Consider the following 17580-nt stretch of genomic DNA (forward strand, 5'->3'; position numbering starts at 1 on the left):
GGGGCTGGCCGTGGCCGGCCGCCATGTGCCGCGCGACTTCTCCGTCACCGGAGTCGTGGCCGGCCGTTGGGCGGAGACGGTGACCCCGCAGCTCACCGCAGCCGACGTACCGGCGGCCGAGCTGGGCCGACTCGCTGTCGACCTGCTGGTGGAGCGGCTCGACCAACCCGACGCGCCGCCCCGGCACCACCTGCTCACGCCGCCGATCTCGCTGCGGGCCAGCACCGGGCCCGCGGGAGCCGCGCCCCCCACGGACGACGCCGGGTTCGCTACAACGCCCTGACGGTCCGCACGCAGCCCCTCACCCTTCGTTTCCCCACCCTTTCTGCCCTCACCTCGCAGGACGCTCGAACCGCACGACGGTGCCGTTCGGCGTGCCCGCCCGCGCCCCCTTGCCTCGGCACCCGCATGCCAGAAACAGAGCCTCGTCATCGGCCTGGGCACCGTGGCCGTGTCCGCCGCCGGCTATGAGCTGGCCAAGCTGCGCCCGCGCGGCGGCGGGGCACTGAGCTTCCTCCTCCTCGCGGTGGAGGAACTGGACACCGCCCGCCCTCCCGCCGTACTGATGTCCAAGCACTTGCCTGGGACCAGTAGCCACCTGCGCCGCCGCCTGCCCACGCCTCCCGACCGGACGGAACCGGCCGAGACATACGCCAGGCTGGAACGCTGGACGGACTTCTGGCTCACCGCGCGGCGCGCCCCCGGCGCGGCACTGTACCCCCGCGGCGGCGGCCGTGTCCTATTTGACTCGAACCGACCGTTGTCGCCCGGTGTGGGCCAGGCGGACCGTCGCCGCGATCGGAACCGTCGGGCTGCGCTCCCCATGGGGGCGGCCCGACAATGGGCAGTGGATCGCATGTCCGGCCCGCCCCAGGACGCCGCGGCGGTGTCGGCCCGAGAGGAACGTGCTCATGGGCGCTGAGTCTCGGCTCGCGGGCGCCACGTCGCGGGCGCCTGCCGTGAAGGGCAGGGCGGAGCGGACGCGGATCCTGCACCGGTCGGTACGGGTGACGCTCGCTGCGTCCGTGGGCTTCTACACGTGCGTATACGGGCTCGAAGAACCGGTGCCGGCGCTGTACGCCCTGTTCGCGCCCATCTCCGTCGGCTTGCTGTCCCCGATCCCCGGGTCGGGTCGGCAGCGGGCCGAGGTGATGCTCAAGGCTCTGCCCGTCGGTCTGCTCCTGGTCGCGCTGGGGACCGTACTGGCGGTGACGACCTGGGCAGCCGTGCTGGGAATGCTCGTCGTGGGCTTTCTCCTCGCCTTCGCGGCGATCGCGGGCCCGCGCCCGGCCGGGGCGGCTCCAGGGCTCCAGCTCTTCTACATCCTGGCCTGCTTCCCGCCGTACGAACCCGAGACCCTCGGGCTACGGCTGGCTGGGCTCATCTTCGGAGTGGTGGTGCTGGCGTTGTGCGAGCTGTTCCTGCTGCCTCAGCCGCCGGACCCGACGTACCGGAGGGCCCTCGCGGACGCGCTGGTGACGGCCGGCGACACGGTTGCAGGGAGCACCGTGCTGTCGGCTGAGGCCCTGCGGGAGGCGGGCGCGCGGCTGCGGCTGTCCCACATCCCGCCCGCGGAACGCCCCGCGGGCCCGGGCCGAGCGGTTCGCGGCCTCTCCCAGGCGGGGGCCGCCGTACGCCGGTTGCTCGAACAGCTGGCCCATCTGACCGAGACCGGCGAGTTTCGCGTGCTCGTGCGCGGCGGGGGCCGTACCGCCACGGCGGCCGGGCCGCTGCTGCCGCAGGTGGTGTCCCTGTGCGAGGAGACCGCCGCCGCCCTGCGCACGGGCCGGGCTGCTCCCGGCCCACAGCGGATGGACAAGGCCATCGACGACTTCCAGCAGATCCGCGTGCGGCAGGTGACGGGGGCCACGGACGGGGTCAGCGAGGCCCGCAACGAGGGCGGCGTCTTCTACCCGGTCCTGGAGCGGCTCGGCGAACGGTTCTGCGGGGAGGGCGCGCTCGATCCGGAGACGGTCGTGTCGTTCGTACGAGCCGACGCGGAACGCTGGTCGGCCCGTTCCGACAACGACGACCGGGCCGTCCTCGCCCTCACCGTGGAGGCCGTGGCGCCCACCTGACGCGGCAACGGCCCGCCGGCCACGATGCCGAAGGGTCAGGCACCGGGCTCCCCCTGCTGCGTGGACAGCGGCTGCTCGGCCCAGATGGTCTTTCGGTTGCGGCCGTAACGCGTGCCCCACCGCTCGGACAGCTGGGCCACCAGGAACAGGCCACGTCCGCCCTCGTCGGTGCCGCGGGCCTGGCGCAGATGGGGGGAGGTGCTGCTGGTGTCGGAGACCTCGCAGATGAGATGGCCGTCCCGGATCAGCCGTAGCAGCACCGGGCCGCCGGCGTACCGGTAGGCGTTCGTGACCAGTTCGCTCACGATCAGTTCGGTGGTGAAGGCGAACTCCTCCAGCCCCCACTCGGTCAGCCGGTCCCGCACCAGCGTCCGGGCCCGGCCGGCCGCGGTGGCCTCGGCCGGCAGCTGCCAGGTGGCCACGTCCCGCGCCGCCAGCACCCGGGTCCGGCCCAGCAGCAGCGTGACGTCATCGGAGGGCCGGTCGGGCAGCATCGCGTCCTCCACCGCCTTGCAGGTGTGCTCCAGCGAGTGGAACGGGCCGGCCAGCGCGGAGCGCAGCAGAGCCAGTCCCTGGTCGATGTCGCGGTGGTCGGCCAGGAGGAGACCGTCGCTGTACAGGGCGATCAGGCTGCCCTCGTCCAGTTCGAGCTCGGCCGTCTCGAACGGCAGCCCGCCCAGGCCGAGGGGTGGTCCGGCGGGGACGTCGACCGGGCGCACCCGGCCGTCCGGTCCCAGCACGATCGGCGGCGGGTGCCCCGCGCGGGCCATCGCGCAGTGCCGGGAGACCGGGTTGTAGATCGCGTACAGGCAGGTCGCGCCCACGATCTGCGGGGTGTTCCCGTCCGCCTGCCGCTGTTCGGTGGCCAACTGGTCCACCAGGTCGTCGAGGCGGGCGAGAACCTCGTCCGGATCCATGTCGAGGTGTGCCAGCGTGTGCACGGCGGCGCGGAGCCGGCCCATGGTCGCCGAGGCGTGCATACCGTGGCCGACCACATCGCCGACCACCAGGGCGACGCGCAGCCCCGACAGGGGGATGACGTCGAACCAGTCGCCGCCCACACCGGTGGAGGCGGGCGCGGGCAGGTAGCGGCGCGCCGTCTCGACCGCCGGGTGTTCGGGCACCTTGCTCGGCAGCAGGCTGCGCTGCAGGGCCTCGGCGGCGTTGTGCTGCTGCGTGTAGCGGCGGGCGTTGTCGATGCAGACCGCGGCCCTGGCGGCGAACTCCTCCGCCAGGGTGAGGTCATCCTCCTCGAACGGCTCCGGTCGCTGCGAGCGCCACAGGCAGACGAGGCCGAGGACCACCCCGCGCGCGGCGAGCGGCACCACCATCAGCGAGTGCACGCCCAGCGCGAGCGCCTTCTCGGCCCGTGGCGCTTCGGCGGTGAAACATCCGCGGTTGCCCTTCAGGAGAGGCTCCAGAACCGGACGCCGCTCGGCCAGGCAGCGGGCCGGCGCGGTCTCCTCGGAGAAGGAGAACAGATGGCCCTCGGGATACATCACCTTCAGCGCCTCGGGCCGGATGCTGCGGACCGCCATCCTGCGCAGCGGGCCCCGGGCGTCGGGGGCCGGCTCCTCCCCACGCGTCACGGGTTCCAGCAGATCCACCGAGAGGGCGTCGGCGAGCGCGGGAACCGCCGCCTCGGCCAGCTCGCGCGCCGTCCTGGCCACGTCCAGGGTGCTGCCGATCCTGGTCCCGGCCTCGTTGAGCAGGGCGAGTCGCCGGCGGGCCCGGTGGCGGTCGGTGACGTCCTCGACGATCTCGGTGACGCCCAGCACCCTGCCGGAGGGGTCCTGCATCCGGAAGGCGGACACGGAGACGATGAGTTCCTTCTGGGGGTCCCGCAGCAACCGGCAGGGCTGCTCGGCGAAGATCAGGGGCTCGCCCGTCCTCAGGACCCGCCGGAGCCTTTCCTCGATCAGTTCCGTGTCCGGGCCGAGCAGGAAGTCGGCGGTACGACGCCCGCGGTACGCCTCGGGGGGCAGTCCGCCGAACCGCGCGATCGCCCGGTTCACCCGCAGCACGCGCAGGTCCGGGCCGAGTACCGCGACACCCACCGGGGACCGGGTGAAGAAGCCGTCCAGCACGGCCCGGTCCATCTCCCACTGGGCGATGTGCTCGGCGAGCGAGCCGATGAGGACCCACTCGACGGTGGAGTCCAGTCGTTGGACCCTGCGGGCTCTGAACCCCACGTACACGCGGTGTCCCGCGCGGTTGAGGACCGGCAGCAGCCCGAACCAACCCTGCTCCCGCAGGCACGCGGCGGTCGCCTCGGCGATCAGGTCCTCGTCGGCGCTGTCGACGAGGACCTCGCGCACCGTCCGGCCCAGCACCTCGTCGGCCCGGTGCCCGAGGAGCGCGGTAGCCTTTTCACTCCATGCGACGACCCGTCCGCGGCCGTCCAGCACGGCCGACGCGGATCGGTGGACCGAGAACGGATCGTCCGGGCTCTCGCTGAGCGACGTAGGGGATGTGTTGTGCATCGCCCACCCATCTCGCGCCGATCGCGGGGCCCGTGGTGCGGTGCCCCGGGCGCTCCTGCCGTTCCGCATGCCTGTCTGTGCAGTGGTTCTTTCCAGTATCGGCGGTGTGGGCGCCGAGTGCTTCGTCGTCGCGGCCGGGACGGCCTGTCCGGTGCTGCTCGTGACGGTCCGGGGTCCCGGTTCACCGGGGCAGTGCGCGGGCGAGGAGTACCGCCACGTCGTCGTCGGCCACCTGGGGCATGACGTGTGCCAGGAGGTCGTCGCAGATCTCCTCCAGAGGGTGGCCCGGGTGCCGCAGTGCCTCGGCCAGACGGCGCATGCCCTGGTCGAGGTCCGTGCCCCGGGTCTCGATCAGACCGTCGGTGTAGGTCACCAGGAGGCTGTGCGGCGGCAGGAACACCCGCTGGACCTCGCGGTCCTGTCTGCCCACGCCGAGCGGCGGGCCCGCGGGCCCGTCCAGGAAGGCGACCGTTCCGCGCTCGTCGGCGATCACGGGAGGCGGGTGGCCCGCCCTGGCGATCAGGCAGTGGCCGGTGACCGGATCATGAACGGCGTACAGGCAGGTGGCCATCTCGTTGTCGCCGAGGTCGGCCACGGCGGCGTCCAGGGAGCGCAGCACCTGGCCGGGCGCGGTGTCCCGGCGCGCAAGGGTCCGTACCGCCGTGCGCAGCTGGCCCATGACCGCCGCGGCGTGGATGCCGTGCCCCATCACGTCCCCGATCACCAGGGCGGTCCGGTCGTCCGACAGGGCGATGGCGTCGAACCAGTCGCCGCCGACCTCCTGGTCGCCGGCCGGTAGATAGCGCCCGGTGAGTTCCAGTCCGCTGACGGTGGGCAGGGCGGTGTTCATCAGGCTGCGCTGGAGGGTGAGTGCGGCGTCGCGTTCCCGGCTGTACATGCGCGCGTTGTCGATGTTCAGCGCCGCCCGGGCCACCAGCTCGTCGATCAGCAGCGTGTCCTGTTCGTCGAACGGCTCCCGCCCGCGCGTCCGGGTCACCACCACCGCACCGAGGACGGTGCCCCGGGCCACCAGCGGGACCAGACGCGCGGCGCCCACGCGGGCGTACAGGTACTCGCGCAGCCGTTCGGCGCCGGGGGTGGGGATCAGCGGGCCGATGTCGCCCAGGTAGAGGTTCATGGCACGCCCGGCAGTCATGACCTGCTCGTACACCGAGCCGGGCGGCACCTGCATGGTCATGCCGACCGCGAGGTGGTCGGCCGGCGCGTCCGGATCGGTGAAGGCCGCCGCGGCGCGGCGGACCACGCCGTGCGCCGACGCGGCGGTCTCGTCGGGGGCCATCGCCTCCTCCAGCAACTGCACGTCGGCGGAGTCGGCCAGCCGGGGCACCAGGACGCGGACCACCTCCTGTGCCGTCCGCGTCAGATCCAGGGTGGAGCCCATCTGGGTGCCCGCCTCCGCCAGCAGCGCGAGACGCCGCCGCGCCCGCTCCGCCTCCAGGTGGGCCCGCTGCCCCTCCGTGATGTCGATCAGCGAAGCGATCACCCCGACCCGTTGGCCGGCCCCGCCGAGCAAGGGGGCGTAGGAGCACGACCACGTCCGCATCCGTTGCGGGTCCGCGGCGCCGGAGACGTAGCGGAAGTCGACCACCGCCTCACCCCGGTCGAGGACCTGCCGCATCACCGACTCCAGCGCGCCGGCGCCGGGGGCGATCTCGGTCACGCGCCTGCCGGCGTGCTCGGCCACCGGGACGCCGTCGATCCGGGACAGAGCCTCGTTGACCCGGAGGAAACGCAGGTCGGGACCGAGCATGGCCAGGCCGATCGGGGACTGGGTGAAAAGCCCCTCCAGCGCGGCCAGCGCATCCCGCATCCGCTCCACGGCCGAGGTCTCCGCCGCGATGGCCAGCACACCCGTACGCCCCCGCGCATCCGCGATCGGACAGTGCCACATCTCCATGTCGACGACGGACCCGTCGCGATGCCGGACCGGCAGCCGCGCGACCACCGCCGCACCCGACCGCACCGTCCGGACCAGACGGTCGGCCAGCTCCCGGTTCTCCTCGGGTACGAGTACGCGCTTGGCGTCCTGGCCCACCAGCTGCTCCGGCGTGTGACCGAGCAGGTCCCGCGCGGCCAGCGACCACTGCACCAGGCGCCCGTCGGCGTCGACGACCCAGAGCGCGAGCGGCAGCAGGTCCTGGAACACCCCCGCGTGCCCCGCCGTGGACGTGCGCCGATCCGGCGTTTCGCCGATCGCGTCGTGGGCACGTGCACCGCGGTGACTCGCGCTGGTCATGAGGGCACCTCGCTCACATCACCCTTGACCACATCAGGCTCAAGGACAGCCTAGGCCGCAAGTGGCCCGGCTCACATGGCGTGAAAGGGGTACCGCCGACACCATGGGTGCTCCGTCACCGGCAGGCTGAAGGGATCAAGGATGTTCCGCAAGGTGCTGGTAGCCAACCGCGGCGAGATCGCGATTCGTGCGTTCCGCGCAGGCTACGAGCTGGGGGCGCGCACCGTCGCCGTCTTCCCGCACGAGGATCGCAACTCCCTGCACCGGCTGAAGGCCGACGAAGCCTACGAGATCGGCCAACCCGGGCACCCGGTGCGGGCCTACCTCTCCGTGGAGGAGATCGTCCGCGCGGCGCGCCGGGCGGGAGCGGACGCCGTCTACCCCGGGTACGGATTCCTGTCCGAGAACCCCGATCTGGCCCGGGCGTGCGAAGAGGCGGGCATCACGTTCGTCGGACCGAGCGCGCAGATACTGGAGCTGACCGGGAACAAGGCGCGCGCGGTGGCCGCCGCACGGGCGGCCGGCGTGCCGGTGCTGGGTTCCTCGGAGCCGTCCAATGATGTCGACGAGCTCGTCCGCGCCGCCGAGGACGTCGGCTTCCCCGTCTTCGTCAAGGCGGTCGCCGGCGGCGGAGGGCGCGGCATGCGCCGCGTCGAGGAGCCCGCCCAGCTGCGGGAGGCCATCGAGGCGGCATCCCGTGAGGCGGCGTCCGCGTTCGGCGATCCCACGGTGTTCCTGGAGAAGGCCGTCGTCGAGCCCCGCCACATCGAGGTGCAGATCCTCGCCGACGGACAGGGCAACGTCATCCATCTGTTCGAGCGGGACTGTTCGGTGCAGCGCCGCCACCAGAAGGTGATCGAACTCGCCCCCGCCCCGAACCTCGACCCGGAGCTGCGCGAGCGGATCTGCGCCGACGCCGTGCGCTTCGCCCGGCAGATCGGCTATCGCAACGCCGGCACCGTGGAGTTCCTGCTCGACCGCGACGGCAACCACGTCTTCATCGAGATGAACCCGCGCATCCAGGTCGAACACACGGTGACCGAGGAAGTCACCGACGTCGACCTGGTGCAGGCGCAGCTGCGCATCGCCGCCGGCGAGACACTGGCCGAACTCGGCCTCGCCCAGGAGACCATCACACTGCGCGGCGCCGCGCTGCAGTGCCGGATCACCACCGAGGACCCGGCCAACGGATTCCGCCCGGACACCGGCCGCATCAGCGCCTACCGCTCACCGGGCGGCTCGGGCATCCGCCTGGACGGCGGCACCACCCACGCCGGTACGGAGATCAGCGCGCACTTCGACTCCATGCTGGTCAAACTCACCTGCCGGGGCCGGGACTTCACCACCGCGGTGGGCCGGGCCCGGCGCGCCGTGGCCGAGTTCCGCATCCGCGGCGTGGCCACCAACATCCCCTTCCTGCAGGCCGTGCTGGACGACCCCGACTTCCGGGCCGGTCAGGTCACCACGTCGTTCATCGAGCAGCGCCCGCACCTGCTCACCGCCCGCCACTCCGCCGACCGCGGCACGAAGCTGCTCACCTACCTCGCCGACGTCACGGTCAACAAGCCGCACGGCGAACGGCCCGACCTGATCGACCCGTTGACCAAGCTGCCCGCGCTGCCGACCGGTGAGCCACCGGCCGGATCCCGGCAGCGGCTCGCCGAACTCGGCCCTGAGGGCTTCGCGAGCTGGCTGCGCGCCTCCCCGACCATCGGCGTCACCGACACCACGTTCCGCGACGCCCACCAGTCGCTGCTCGCCACCCGGGTGCGCACCAAGGACATGCTCGCCGTCGCCCCGGTCGTGGCGCGCACCCTGCCCCAGCTGCTGTCCCTGGAGTGCTGGGGCGGCGCGACCTACGACGTCGCCCTGCGCTTCCTCGCCGAGGACCCCTGGGAACGCCTCGCGGCCCTGCGGGAGGCAGCGCCGAACATCTGCCTCCAGATGCTGCTGCGCGGCCGCAACACCGTGGGCTACACGCCGTATCCCACGGAGGTGACCGACGCGTTCGTGCAGGAGGCGGCCGCCACCGGCATCGACATCTTCCGCATCTTCGACGCCCTGAACGACGTCGACCAGATGCGGCCCGCCATCGAAGCCGTACGGGAGACCGGGACGGCCGTCGCGGAGGTGGCCCTGTGCTACACCTCCGACCTCTCCGACCCGTCCGAGAAGCTCTACACCCTCGACTACTACCTGCGCCTGGCCGAGCAGATCGTGAACGCGGGCGCCCACATCCTGGCCGTCAAGGACATGGCCGGCCTGCTGCGGGCACCGGCCGCGGCGAAGCTGGTGTCGGCGCTGCGCCGGGAGTTCGACCTGCCGGTCCACATCCACACCCACGACACCGCGGGCGGCCAGCTCGCCACCTACCTCGCCGCCATCCAGGCCGGCGCGGACGCGGTGGACGGGGCGGTGGCGTCCATGGCCGGTACGACCTCGCAGCCCTCGCTGTCCGCGATCGTGGCCGCGACCGACCACTCCGAGCGGCCCACCGGCCTCGACCTCCAGGCCGTCGGCGACCTGGAGCCGTACTGGGAGAGCGTCCGCAAGGTCTACGCCCCCTTCGAAGCGGGCCTGGCCTCGCCGACCGGCCGCGTCTACCATCACGAAATCCCCGGCGGACAGCTCTCCAACCTGCGCACCCAAGCGGTCGCACTCGGCCTGGGCGACCGCTTCGAGGAGATCGAGGCGATGTACGCCGCCGCCGACCGGATGCTCGGCCGCCTGGTGAAGGTCACCCCCTCCTCGAAGGTGGTCGGTGACCTGGCGCTGCACCTGGTGGGCGCCGGAGTGTCCCCGGAGGACTTCGAGTCGACCCCGGACCGTTTCGACATCCCCGACTCCGTCATCGGCTTCCTGCGCGGCGAGCTGGGCACCCCGCCCGGCGGCTGGCCCGAGCCGTTCCGCAGCAAGGCGCTGCAGGGCCGCGCCGAGGCCAAACCGGTGCAGGAACTGAGCGCCGACGACCGCAAGGGGCTGGCGAAGGACCGGCGGGCCACCCTCAACCGGCTGCTGTTCCCAGGACCGACGCGCGAGTTCGACACGCACCGCGACAGCTACGGCGACACCAGCGTGCTGGACAGCAAGGACTTCTTCTACGGGCTGCGCCCGGGCAAGGAGTACGCCGTCGACCTCGAGCGCGGTGTGCGGCTGCTGATCGAGCTGCAGGCCGTCGGTGACGCGGACGAGCGCGGCATGCGCACCGTCATGTCGTCCCTGAACGGCCAGATGCGGCCGATCCAGGTCCGCGACCGGGCGGCGGCCTCGGATGTCCCGGTGACGGAGAAGGCCGACCGGGCCAACCCCGGTCACGTCGCGGCGCCGTTCGCCGGCGTGGTGACCCTCACCGTCGCCGAGGGGGACGAGGTGGCGGCCGGTGCCACGGTGGCCACCATCGAGGCGATGAAGATGGAAGCGTCGATCACCGCCGCGAAGTCCGGCAGGGTGGCCAGGCTGGCCATCAACCGCATCCAGCAGGTCGAGGGCGGCGACCTGCTCGTGGAACTGGCCTGAGCAGGGCCCCGAGTGCCGTCGCGCCCCGCGCAGGGGGAGGCATCTGCGCGGGGCGCCGGCGGACGGGATCGGAGGTCAGGCGCAGGCCACCCGGGTCTTCGGCGTGACACCGGGCCGCCGCCGCAGGCCGTCGGCGTGTCGTCGCGTCGCTGAACTCGCCGTAGAAGTACGCGTGGAAGCCGATGTTGCCGTTGCAGCCCGAGTCGGCGGCGACCTGGAGGGGCGGCGTCACGGTGCGGCTCTGGCCGGGCGGGATGGTGGCGCCGAAGTTCGGGCCGAGGTTGCTGGGCCTCTCCGGACTGCCCCTGCAGGGGCCTCGTAGGTCTTGTTGTTGGTCAGCGTCATCGCCGTCGGCTCCGTCGCGCTCGGTGACTACCGGCACGGACGCAGCGACACCGACATGACCGTGGTCGTGGACGGGCCGCTGACCGGACGAGCGTTGCCCGACCTGGCCGCCGCACTCGCGCACCCGGCCCTTCCCTGCCCCGCGGCGGGACTGGAGCTGGTGGTCTACGGCGAGGACTTCGCGGCCCGGCCGTCCGGCGAGGCCGGGTACCTGCTGGACCTCAACACCGGACCCCTGCTGACCGACCGGGTCAGCCTCGACCCGACGGAGTCCTTGGCGTTCTGGTACGTCATCGACCGTTCCGTCGCCCATCAAGCCGGACGCGTGCTGTACGGCAGGCCGGCGCCGGAAGCGATCGCCGAACCCGCCCGCGCCGACGTGCTCAGCGCGATCCGTGCCTCGGTCCGTGAGCACAGCGCCGGCGAAGGACATCTCGCGGACAACCGAGTCCTCAACGGCTGCCGCTCCGTGCAGTTCTGCCGTACGGGCCGCTGGCAGCCCAAGCGCCGGGCGGCGCAAGCGGTCGCGGCGTCCGAGGACCGCTTCGGACCGCTCCTGAACGCCGCACTGCGCAGCTACGAACGCCCCTCACGCACCGCCGCGACCGCACTGCCCGCCACCGACGTACAGGCCTTCCTGGCCTGGGTGGCCGAACGCGTCGACGAGACCGCCGACGCGGAGCGGGCAGGGTAGGCCTGCGCTGACGGCACAAAGGCCGGTCACTGCCGAGGCTGCTGCGTGCCCTCGGGCTTTGACTCGTCCGGGGTGGCGGTCCCGGCGCTCTGCGCGGTCTCCCCCTGGATCACCCGGGGTGCGGCGGCCGGTTCGTCCTCGTCCTTCATCGCCCTGGCCTCGGCCTTGAGGATGCGCGCCGACTTACCCGCCGAACGGGCCAGCTCGGGAAGCTTCTTGGCGCAGAGAACGGCTATGACGACGAGGAGGATGATCGCGAGTTCGCTGAGTCCGAACATGAGGGCCCTGTCCTTCTGATGAGCTGGGTCCTGAAATCTACAGCACTGTCGAAATTATGGAAGACGGCCTCCGCCTTCTGCTTTCCTTACGATGTACCGCTCGATGTATCGCACGTGACGTGCAGGTCAGCGGAAGGGAGACAGGGCATGGCGGACCCCCGGCAGCGTTCCCGACGCCGGGGGCAGGGTGAGCTGGAGGCGCTGGTCCTGTCGGCGCTGCGGGAGGCGGACGGCCCGGCGACGGCCGGCTGGGTGCAGGAGCGGCTCGGCGGGGACCTCGCCTACACGACGGTGATCACGATCCTGACCCGGTTGCTGGCCAAGGGCGCGGTGACCCGGGAGCGAGCGGGCCGGTCCTTCGCGTGGACGTCGGCGTCGGACCAGGCGGGCCTCGCGGCGCACAGGATGCGCAAGGTGCTGGACGCCGAGAGCGACCGGGAAGGCGTACTGGCCAGCTTCGTCACCGGCCTCGGGCCGGACGACGAGCGGCTGTTGCGCGAACTGCTGGGCCAGTCGCGAAACGAAGGGCAAGACTGACGCCTCATGGGGGTCTTCGTCTTTCTTCCGCTGGTGCTGCCGCTCACGGCATGGCCGATCGCGCGCCTGGCCGAGCAGCACCTGCATCCCCGCACCGCCACGAGACTGCTGACCGGTGTGGCCGTGGTGATGGCGGCATGCAGCACCGTGTGCCTGGGCCTGGTGATGGTGGTGGGCACCGCTCAACTGCCCGGAAACCCTCCCCCAGACTTCGTCCGGGGGGACCCCCAGCCCGACGGCTGGTCCGACCCCGAGGTCCGCGCGGCGGTGCCGTACGACGAGGTCGTCGGCAAGGCGGCGATTCCGGCGCTGTGCGCGGTGGTCGTGGCCTGCGCCCGGACCCTGTGGCGGCACGGCCGGGTGCGCCGCCACGCCCACCGGGCGCTGTCCGGGCTGCCGGGGACGGGAGTTGCCGTACTCCCCGACGAGGTGCCGTACGCATACGCGCTGCCGGGCGGCCGACGCGACCGCGTGGTGGTGACCACGGCCCTGCTGGACTGCCTCGAACCCGCGGAACGCCGTGCCCTGTTCGCTCATGAGCGGGCCCATCTGGCCGCGCGGCACCACCGGTACCTGCTCGCGGTCCAACTGGCCGCGCGGGCCAACCCGTTCCTGCGCCCGCTGCGTACGGCGGTGTCCTACACAGCGGAACGCTGGGCGGACGAAGAGGCGGCCAAGGCGGTCGGCAGCCGCCGAACGGTGGCGTGCGCGATCGGTGAGGCGGCGCTCGTGTCCCGAGGTACTCCGCTCGCGACGCTCGCCGGCTTCGCGGCGCCGGGGCCGGTGCCGCGCCGGGTGGCCGCGCTGCTCGGTCCCGCTCCGCCGGTACGCCGCTGGCCGTCGCTGTTCACGTCGGTGGGCCTGGCGGCGTGGTGCGCGGCCGCGGGTACGGCCGCGTCGGCGATGTCGTCCGCGAACTCGGCGGTGAAGATGGTCCTCATCCTGCGCGCGGCGACGCCCCTCTGAACGAGGAGTGCCCGATCGGGCACCGACCCTGGCGGACCCCGTGTGTTCGGCGCTGCTCACCAGCAATTCCCCTGAGAATTTCGCGTGTTCGTTCGGTTCGGGCAACCGAAGTTGGCAAGATCGTGGTCTGGTCATGGTGAGGGGTCCGGGTCTTGCGGGCCGTATGTCTATCGAGGGGGCGCGGATGAGCGGAACGGGGAAGCGTCGACGTACGTCGGCCGGCGAGGGGAAGTCCCGGCTGACGCGGCGTGGACGGATCCTGGCGTGGGGGGCGGGGGCGACCTCGGTGGTCGTCCTCGGCATCGCCGGGGTGGGCGCCTGGGTCTACCAGGACCTCAACGACAACATCAAGTCCGCCGACGTCGACGACAAGATCGGCGGCGACCGTCCCGTCAACCTCAGCCCGGGCTCGAAGAACATCCTGGTCGTCGGCTCCGACAGCCGCGACGGCGCCAACGCCGAGTACGGCAAGGACCTGACCACCATGCAGTCGGACACGCTGATGGTGCTGCACGTCCCCGCGAACCGGAAGTGGGCCGCGGTCGTGTCGTTCCCCCGTGACTCCTGGGTGGAGATACCGGCCTGCGACAAGGGCGACGGGAACAACTCCACCCCACACCACGCCAAGATCAACGAGGCGTTCGCGCTCGGCGGCACCAGTGGCGAGGTCGCCGGGGCCGCCGCCTGCTCCATCAAGACGGTCGAGGCCAACACGGGCCTGCGCATCGACCACTTCATGTCCGTCGACTTCCAGGGCTTCAAGGGCATGGTCGACGCCCTGGACGGCATCGAGGTCTGCCCCGAGCAGGCCATCCACTCCAAGAAGGCCCGCCTCGACATGGACGCCGGCTGCCAGACCGTCGAGGGCGAGCAGGCCCTCGGCTATGTACGGGTCCGCTACGGCGTCGGTGACGGCTCAGACATCGGACGCATCGGACGCCAGCAGGAGTTCATGAACGCACTGGCCGAGAAGGCGAAGGCCAAACTGACCAACCCGAAGGCGCTGTACGGCTTCCTGGGATCCGCCACCAAGTCCCTGACCACGGACCCCGACCTGGCCGGCATCAAGCCGCTGTCCGGACTCGCGTCGCAGCTCAAGGGAATCCCGAGCGATCGCCTGGCGTTCCTCACCGTGCCCAACTACCCGCGGGAGGCCGACGTGGCCACCGACACGGCCAACGTCGTCTGGCAGTACCCGCAGGCCGCCGACCTGTTCACCTCCCTGGCCAAGGACAAGGAGATCGACAAGAAGCAACTTCAGGCGGAAACGAAGGACCCCCTGTACGCCTCCTCCGTGCGCGTCCAGGTCCTCAACGGCACCGGTGTCTCCGGGCGGGCCGCCACCGTCGCCGAGAAGCTCCGCGAGGCCGGCCTCACCGTCGTCGGCACGGGCAACGCCCCGCAGGACACCGGTACCACAACCGTCACCTACCCGGCGGGTCTGGAGAAGTCCGCCGAGGCGCTGGCCGCCCGGCTGCCCGAAGCCCGGGCCACGCAGGCCTCGGACGCCGCGGCGGACGTGGTCACCCTGGTCATAGGGAAGGACCTCGACCCCGACCGCATCCGCTGACCGGCCGCGCCGGGCGGACGCCGCTCGCGTCCCCCCGGCACACGGGATGCCGACCGGTCAGAGGTCGAACTCGTGCGGCGGAAGGTCGAGCGCGTAGCACGCCTCGCGCACGACGGCCTGCTCGTCCTTGTCGAAATCCCCGTCAGCGTCTCCGATCACGATGCCGATCTGGATGACGGCACGCGCCTCGGCGGGCTTCTTCTTCGCCTTGGCGATCTCCTGCATCACGCTCACCTTGCCGAAGTCGAAGTCCGTGGTGAGCCGGTTCAGGTTCTCCTCGAAGCGGCGGCGCAGGTCGTCGGCGGGGAAGTTCTGCAACACCTCGTTGGTGGCGATCAGTTGGGCCACGCGCTGCCGCTCGGAAGGGTCGACGGTGCCGTCGGCGGCGGCGACGAGCGCGCACATGGCCATGCTCGCGTCGCGGAAGGCGCCGCTCTTGAGGTCGTTCTTCTTCGCCACCAACTGGGTCTGCATCGTCGATGCGGACTCCTTGATGCGGTCCCACAGGGCCATGAGAACTCCAAACGGGGTAGGGGTCTTTGCGCCCGCCCGGACCGGACGACCGCAACTTCTACAGTAATGTAGAAGTTAGCAGCAGGGTTCCCGGGCTGCTCACCCCGTCGACGGCGAGCCACGGCGCGCTCCTTCGCATGGAGTGGCTCATACGTGTGCGTTCGCACACAGCGTGGTTGAGCCGGCGTACGGGGGTGTGCTTAGGGTGCTGGCGATGTCCGCTGACGCCACACCCGTACCCACCGTCACACGCACACCGGAGCGACAGCAGCAGCCGCTGCCGTCCGCAGGAGCGGGGGCGAGACGGGTCGAGCAGCGGGAGCCGTTCTTCGACAACGCGAAGTATCTGGCGATCGTGCTGGTGGCGACCGGCCACGCGTGGGAGCCGTTGCGGGAGGGCAGCAGGGCCGTCACCGCGCTGTACATCCTCGTGTACGCGTTCCACATGCCGGCGTTCGCCGTGGTCTCGGGCTACTTCTCGCGGGGCTTCGAGGCGGAACCGCGGAAGATCGGACGCCTGCTGACCGGTGTGGCGGTTCCCTATGTGGTCTTCGAGGTGGCGTACACCCTGTTCACCCGGTGGACCAGCCAGGATCCCGACCGGCCGATCAGCCTGCTGGACCCCCTGTACCTGACCTGGTTCCTGGCGGCGCTGTTCATCTGGCGGCTGACGGCCCCTGTCTGGCGGCTCGTGCGGTGGCCGCTGCCGCTCGCTCTCGCCATCGCGATGCTCGCCACCCTCTCGCCTTCCATCGGCGACGACCTCGGCCTGCAGCGGGTTCTGCAGTTCCTGCCGTACTTCGTACTCGGCCTGCTGCTGAAGCCGGAGTACTTCCGGCTGGTCCGGTGCCGTGAGGCGCGCATCCTGGCCCTGCCGTTCCTCGTCTGTGCCCTCGCGGTCGCCTACTGGGCGGTCCCGCGGATGAACTACGCCTGGTTCTTCCGCAGCGACAGCGCCGAGGAACTCGCCGCGCCCGCCTGGTACGGACCCGTGATGACACTGGCCACCTTCGGCTGCTCGGTCGTCCTGGTCGCCTGCTTCCTCGCCTGGGTGCCCGGGCACCGGACGTGGTTCACCGTGCTGGGCGCCGGCACGCTGTGCGGCTTCCTGCTGCACGGCTTCGTCGCCCAGGCGGCCAAGTACTGGGGCTGGTACGACTCCGCCTGGATCCGGCAGCCCGTCGGCGAGATCACCGTCACACTGGTCGCGGCCGCGGTCATGTCCGTGCTGTGCACCCCTTGCGTCCAGCGGGTCTTCCGCCGCGTGACGGAACCGCGGATGGCGTATGCCCTACGGGGTCGGGAACTCCGTTTCGGCCACAATCGTTGACCGGAGGAACACCAAGAACAAAGAGCCGCTACGTGTCCGCCAGATCGACGGACCCCCGATCGGCACGCCGTTGAATGCTGTACTCGGCCTGCTGGCCGTCTTCGTCCTGACCGCCGGCACCGGCTACTTCGTCGCCCAGGAATTCGCGTATGTCTCCGCCGGCCGGCTCGCCCTCGCCCGTGAGGCCGAGGCCGGGGACCGGAAGGCCGCCCGCGCCCTGAAGGTGCTCGAGCGGCTGTCCTTCATGCTCTCGCCTTCGTGCTGGCCACGATCGTGCAGATGGTGCTGGGCGAGCCGGCCCCGAGGAACCTCGCCATACGAGCGCCGTGACGAGGGCCCGCCCCAGGGACGATCGTTCCGTACGGCCGAGCCCCGCCACCCAGGTCACGCCGCGGCATCGACCTCGGCGACGTTCCCGCCCAGTTCCGCGAGCGTGTGCGACGGCAGCCGCTTCACGCCGGCCATCGGGGCAAGGTGCTCGGCCGCGTGCCGGGCGAGTTGCCGGTCGATGGTGGCCGCCGCCTCGACAACCTTCCCCAGGGCCCGCACGTCCCGCACTTGGAGTGCGACGTCCTTGTCGTCCATGGCGGCCTGACACGCCGTGCCCACCCAGGTTCGGGCCCGCTCGAGATCAGCTGCGGACACACGACTGGCCATGGCTCCGGGGGTCAACGCGTGGTCGCTCAGGCCTGGGCGCGAGGTGAGCGCTTCGGCGAGGGGCGGGTCGAAGAACGCGGCGACGGCGGGCGCTGTGCGCTTCGCGAGGTCGCGGCCGTCGCCGGGGCTCAGCGTGCGACGGCTCCCGAACAACCCTCCCGCGCTGTCGCCGAGCACGGGCCCCCGCGCCCCAGCGCTCCGCGTCGCCACCAACCTGCTCGAACGGAACACGAACGACAGGGCCGGGGCGATTGCGGTGGCGGTGACGGACAGTGCCGAGCCCGGGTGATACGCACAGCCTTGCCACGACCAGGAGACGCCACCGCCTGGCATACCGGCCACGCTTGAGGCCAACC

The 17580-nt window shown here is 71.7% G+C and carries 13 protein-coding genes and 2 pseudogenes; 9 read left to right on the forward strand and 6 right to left on the reverse strand.

What is annotated here, in order from left to right:
- Positions 1–283 (forward strand): substrate-binding domain-containing protein (locus tag ADL12_RS00005; protein ID WP_159053040.1); only part of this gene is annotated, 283 nt, incomplete at its 5' end.
- Positions 284–911: 628 nt separating this feature from the next.
- Positions 912–2078, forward strand: coding sequence for a SpoIIE family protein phosphatase (locus tag ADL12_RS00015; protein ID WP_244187715.1), 1167 nt, complete (start codon positions 912–914; stop codon positions 2076–2078).
- Between the two features lie 35 nt (positions 2079–2113).
- Here the strand turns inward: ADL12_RS00015 and ADL12_RS00020 are convergent, their stop codons facing one another.
- A complete protein-coding gene (locus ADL12_RS00020; protein WP_062697048.1) occupies positions 2114–4561 on the reverse strand; it encodes a SpoIIE family protein phosphatase in 2448 nt (815 codons plus the stop codon).
- Positions 4562–4742: 181 nt separating this feature from the next.
- Positions 4743–6818: a SpoIIE family protein phosphatase gene (locus tag ADL12_RS00025; RefSeq protein ID WP_063806594.1), complete on the reverse strand. Its 2076-nt coding sequence runs from the start codon at positions 6816–6818 to the stop codon at positions 4743–4745.
- A 141-nt stretch (positions 6819–6959) separates the two neighbouring features.
- Between ADL12_RS00025 and ADL12_RS00030 the strand changes: the two genes are divergently transcribed.
- Positions 6960–10334, forward strand: a complete 3375-nt coding sequence (locus ADL12_RS00030) for a pyruvate carboxylase (protein ID WP_062697050.1) — start codon at positions 6960–6962, stop codon at positions 10332–10334.
- 75 nt (positions 10335–10409) lie between these two features.
- Here ADL12_RS00030 and ADL12_RS55910 read toward each other — a convergent pair.
- A pseudogene (locus ADL12_RS55910) lies at positions 10410–10647 on the reverse strand (hypothetical protein); the annotation flags it as partial.
- A gap of 12 nt (positions 10648–10659) precedes the next feature.
- Here ADL12_RS55910 and ADL12_RS00035 point away from each other — a divergent pair.
- Positions 10660–11373, forward strand: a complete 714-nt coding sequence (locus tag ADL12_RS00035; protein WP_079051769.1) for an aminoglycoside adenylyltransferase domain-containing protein — start codon at positions 10660–10662, stop codon at positions 11371–11373.
- 26 nt (positions 11374–11399) lie between these two features.
- On the opposite strand, the gene ADL12_RS00040 is transcribed toward ADL12_RS00035, so the two are convergent.
- Positions 11400–11651, reverse strand: a complete 252-nt coding sequence (locus ADL12_RS00040; RefSeq protein ID WP_062697052.1) for a twin-arginine translocase TatA/TatE family subunit — start codon at positions 11649–11651, stop codon at positions 11400–11402.
- Positions 11652–11798: 147 nt separating this feature from the next.
- Here ADL12_RS00040 and ADL12_RS00045 point away from each other — a divergent pair, with 147 nt between their 5' ends.
- The 3 genes from ADL12_RS00045 (at position 11799) to ADL12_RS00055 (ending at position 14724) form a co-directional block, all read left to right on the forward strand.
- On the forward strand, positions 11799–12188 hold the full coding sequence (locus ADL12_RS00045; RefSeq protein ID WP_062697054.1) for a BlaI/MecI/CopY family transcriptional regulator: 390 nt from the start codon (positions 11799–11801) through the stop codon (positions 12186–12188).
- Between the two features lie 6 nt (positions 12189–12194).
- The gene (locus ADL12_RS00050; protein ID WP_062697056.1) at positions 12195–13154 is read left to right on the forward strand and encodes a M56 family metallopeptidase; all 960 of its coding nucleotides are present in this window, start codon (positions 12195–12197) and stop codon (positions 13152–13154) included.
- Between the two features lie 184 nt (positions 13155–13338).
- Positions 13339–14724 carry an LCP family protein gene (locus ADL12_RS00055; RefSeq protein ID WP_208614444.1) on the forward strand — a complete coding sequence of 462 codons (1386 nt, stop codon included), beginning with the start codon at positions 13339–13341 and terminating at the stop codon, positions 14722–14724.
- A gap of 57 nt (positions 14725–14781) precedes the next feature.
- Here ADL12_RS00055 and ADL12_RS00060 read toward each other — a convergent pair whose 3' ends face one another.
- The gene (locus ADL12_RS00060; RefSeq protein WP_062697058.1) at positions 14782–15237 is read right to left on the reverse strand and encodes a tellurite resistance TerB family protein; all 456 of its coding nucleotides are present in this window, start codon (positions 15235–15237) and stop codon (positions 14782–14784) included.
- Positions 15238–15451: 214 nt separating this feature from the next.
- On the opposite strand from ADL12_RS00060, the gene ADL12_RS00065 reads away from it, so the two are divergent.
- Positions 15452–16567, forward strand: a complete 1116-nt coding sequence (locus tag ADL12_RS00065; RefSeq protein ID WP_062697060.1) for an acyltransferase family protein — start codon at positions 15452–15454, stop codon at positions 16565–16567.
- A gap of 70 nt (positions 16568–16637) precedes the next feature.
- Positions 16638–16894 (forward strand): annotated as a pseudogene (locus tag ADL12_RS49385) (CNNM domain-containing protein); the annotation flags it as partial.
- Positions 16895–16951: 57 nt separating this feature from the next.
- Here ADL12_RS49385 and ADL12_RS00070 read toward each other — a convergent pair.
- Positions 16952–17377 carry a hypothetical protein gene (locus ADL12_RS00070; RefSeq protein ID WP_159053041.1) on the reverse strand — a complete coding sequence of 142 codons (426 nt, stop codon included), beginning with the start codon at positions 17375–17377 and terminating at the stop codon, positions 16952–16954.
- Between the last annotated feature and the right edge of the window lie 203 nt (positions 17378–17580).

It is taken from the genome of Streptomyces regalis (assembly GCF_001509475.1).
GTDB lineage: Bacteria > Actinomycetota > Actinomycetes > Streptomycetales > Streptomycetaceae > Streptomyces > Streptomyces regalis.

What these genes read in the sequence shown, in the direction of transcription:
- ADL12_RS00015 (WP_244187715.1), top strand. Translation starts at nt 912, where the DNA reads ATGGGCGCTGAGTCTCGGCTCGCGGGCGCCACGTCGCGGGCGCCTGCC.
- ADL12_RS00020 (WP_062697048.1), bottom strand. Translation starts at nt 4,561, where the DNA reads ATGCACAACACATCCCCTACGTCGCTCAGCGAGAGCCCGGACGATCCG.
- ADL12_RS00025 (WP_063806594.1), bottom strand. Translation starts at nt 6,818, where the DNA reads ATGACCAGCGCGAGTCACCGCGGTGCACGTGCCCACGACGCGATCGGC.
- ADL12_RS00030 (WP_062697050.1), top strand. Translation starts at nt 6,960, where the DNA reads ATGTTCCGCAAGGTGCTGGTAGCCAACCGCGGCGAGATCGCGATTCGT.
- ADL12_RS00040 (WP_062697052.1), bottom strand. Translation starts at nt 11,651, where the DNA reads ATGTTCGGACTCAGCGAACTCGCGATCATCCTCCTCGTCGTCATAGCC.
- ADL12_RS00045 (WP_062697054.1), top strand. Translation starts at nt 11,799, where the DNA reads ATGGCGGACCCCCGGCAGCGTTCCCGACGCCGGGGGCAGGGTGAGCTG.
- ADL12_RS00050 (WP_062697056.1), top strand. Translation starts at nt 12,195, where the DNA reads ATGGGGGTCTTCGTCTTTCTTCCGCTGGTGCTGCCGCTCACGGCATGG.
- ADL12_RS00055 (WP_208614444.1), top strand. Translation starts at nt 13,339, where the DNA reads ATGAGCGGAACGGGGAAGCGTCGACGTACGTCGGCCGGCGAGGGGAAG.
- ADL12_RS00060 (WP_062697058.1), bottom strand. Translation starts at nt 15,237, where the DNA reads ATGGCCCTGTGGGACCGCATCAAGGAGTCCGCATCGACGATGCAGACC.
- ADL12_RS00065 (WP_062697060.1), top strand. Translation starts at nt 15,452, where the DNA reads ATGTCCGCTGACGCCACACCCGTACCCACCGTCACACGCACACCGGAG.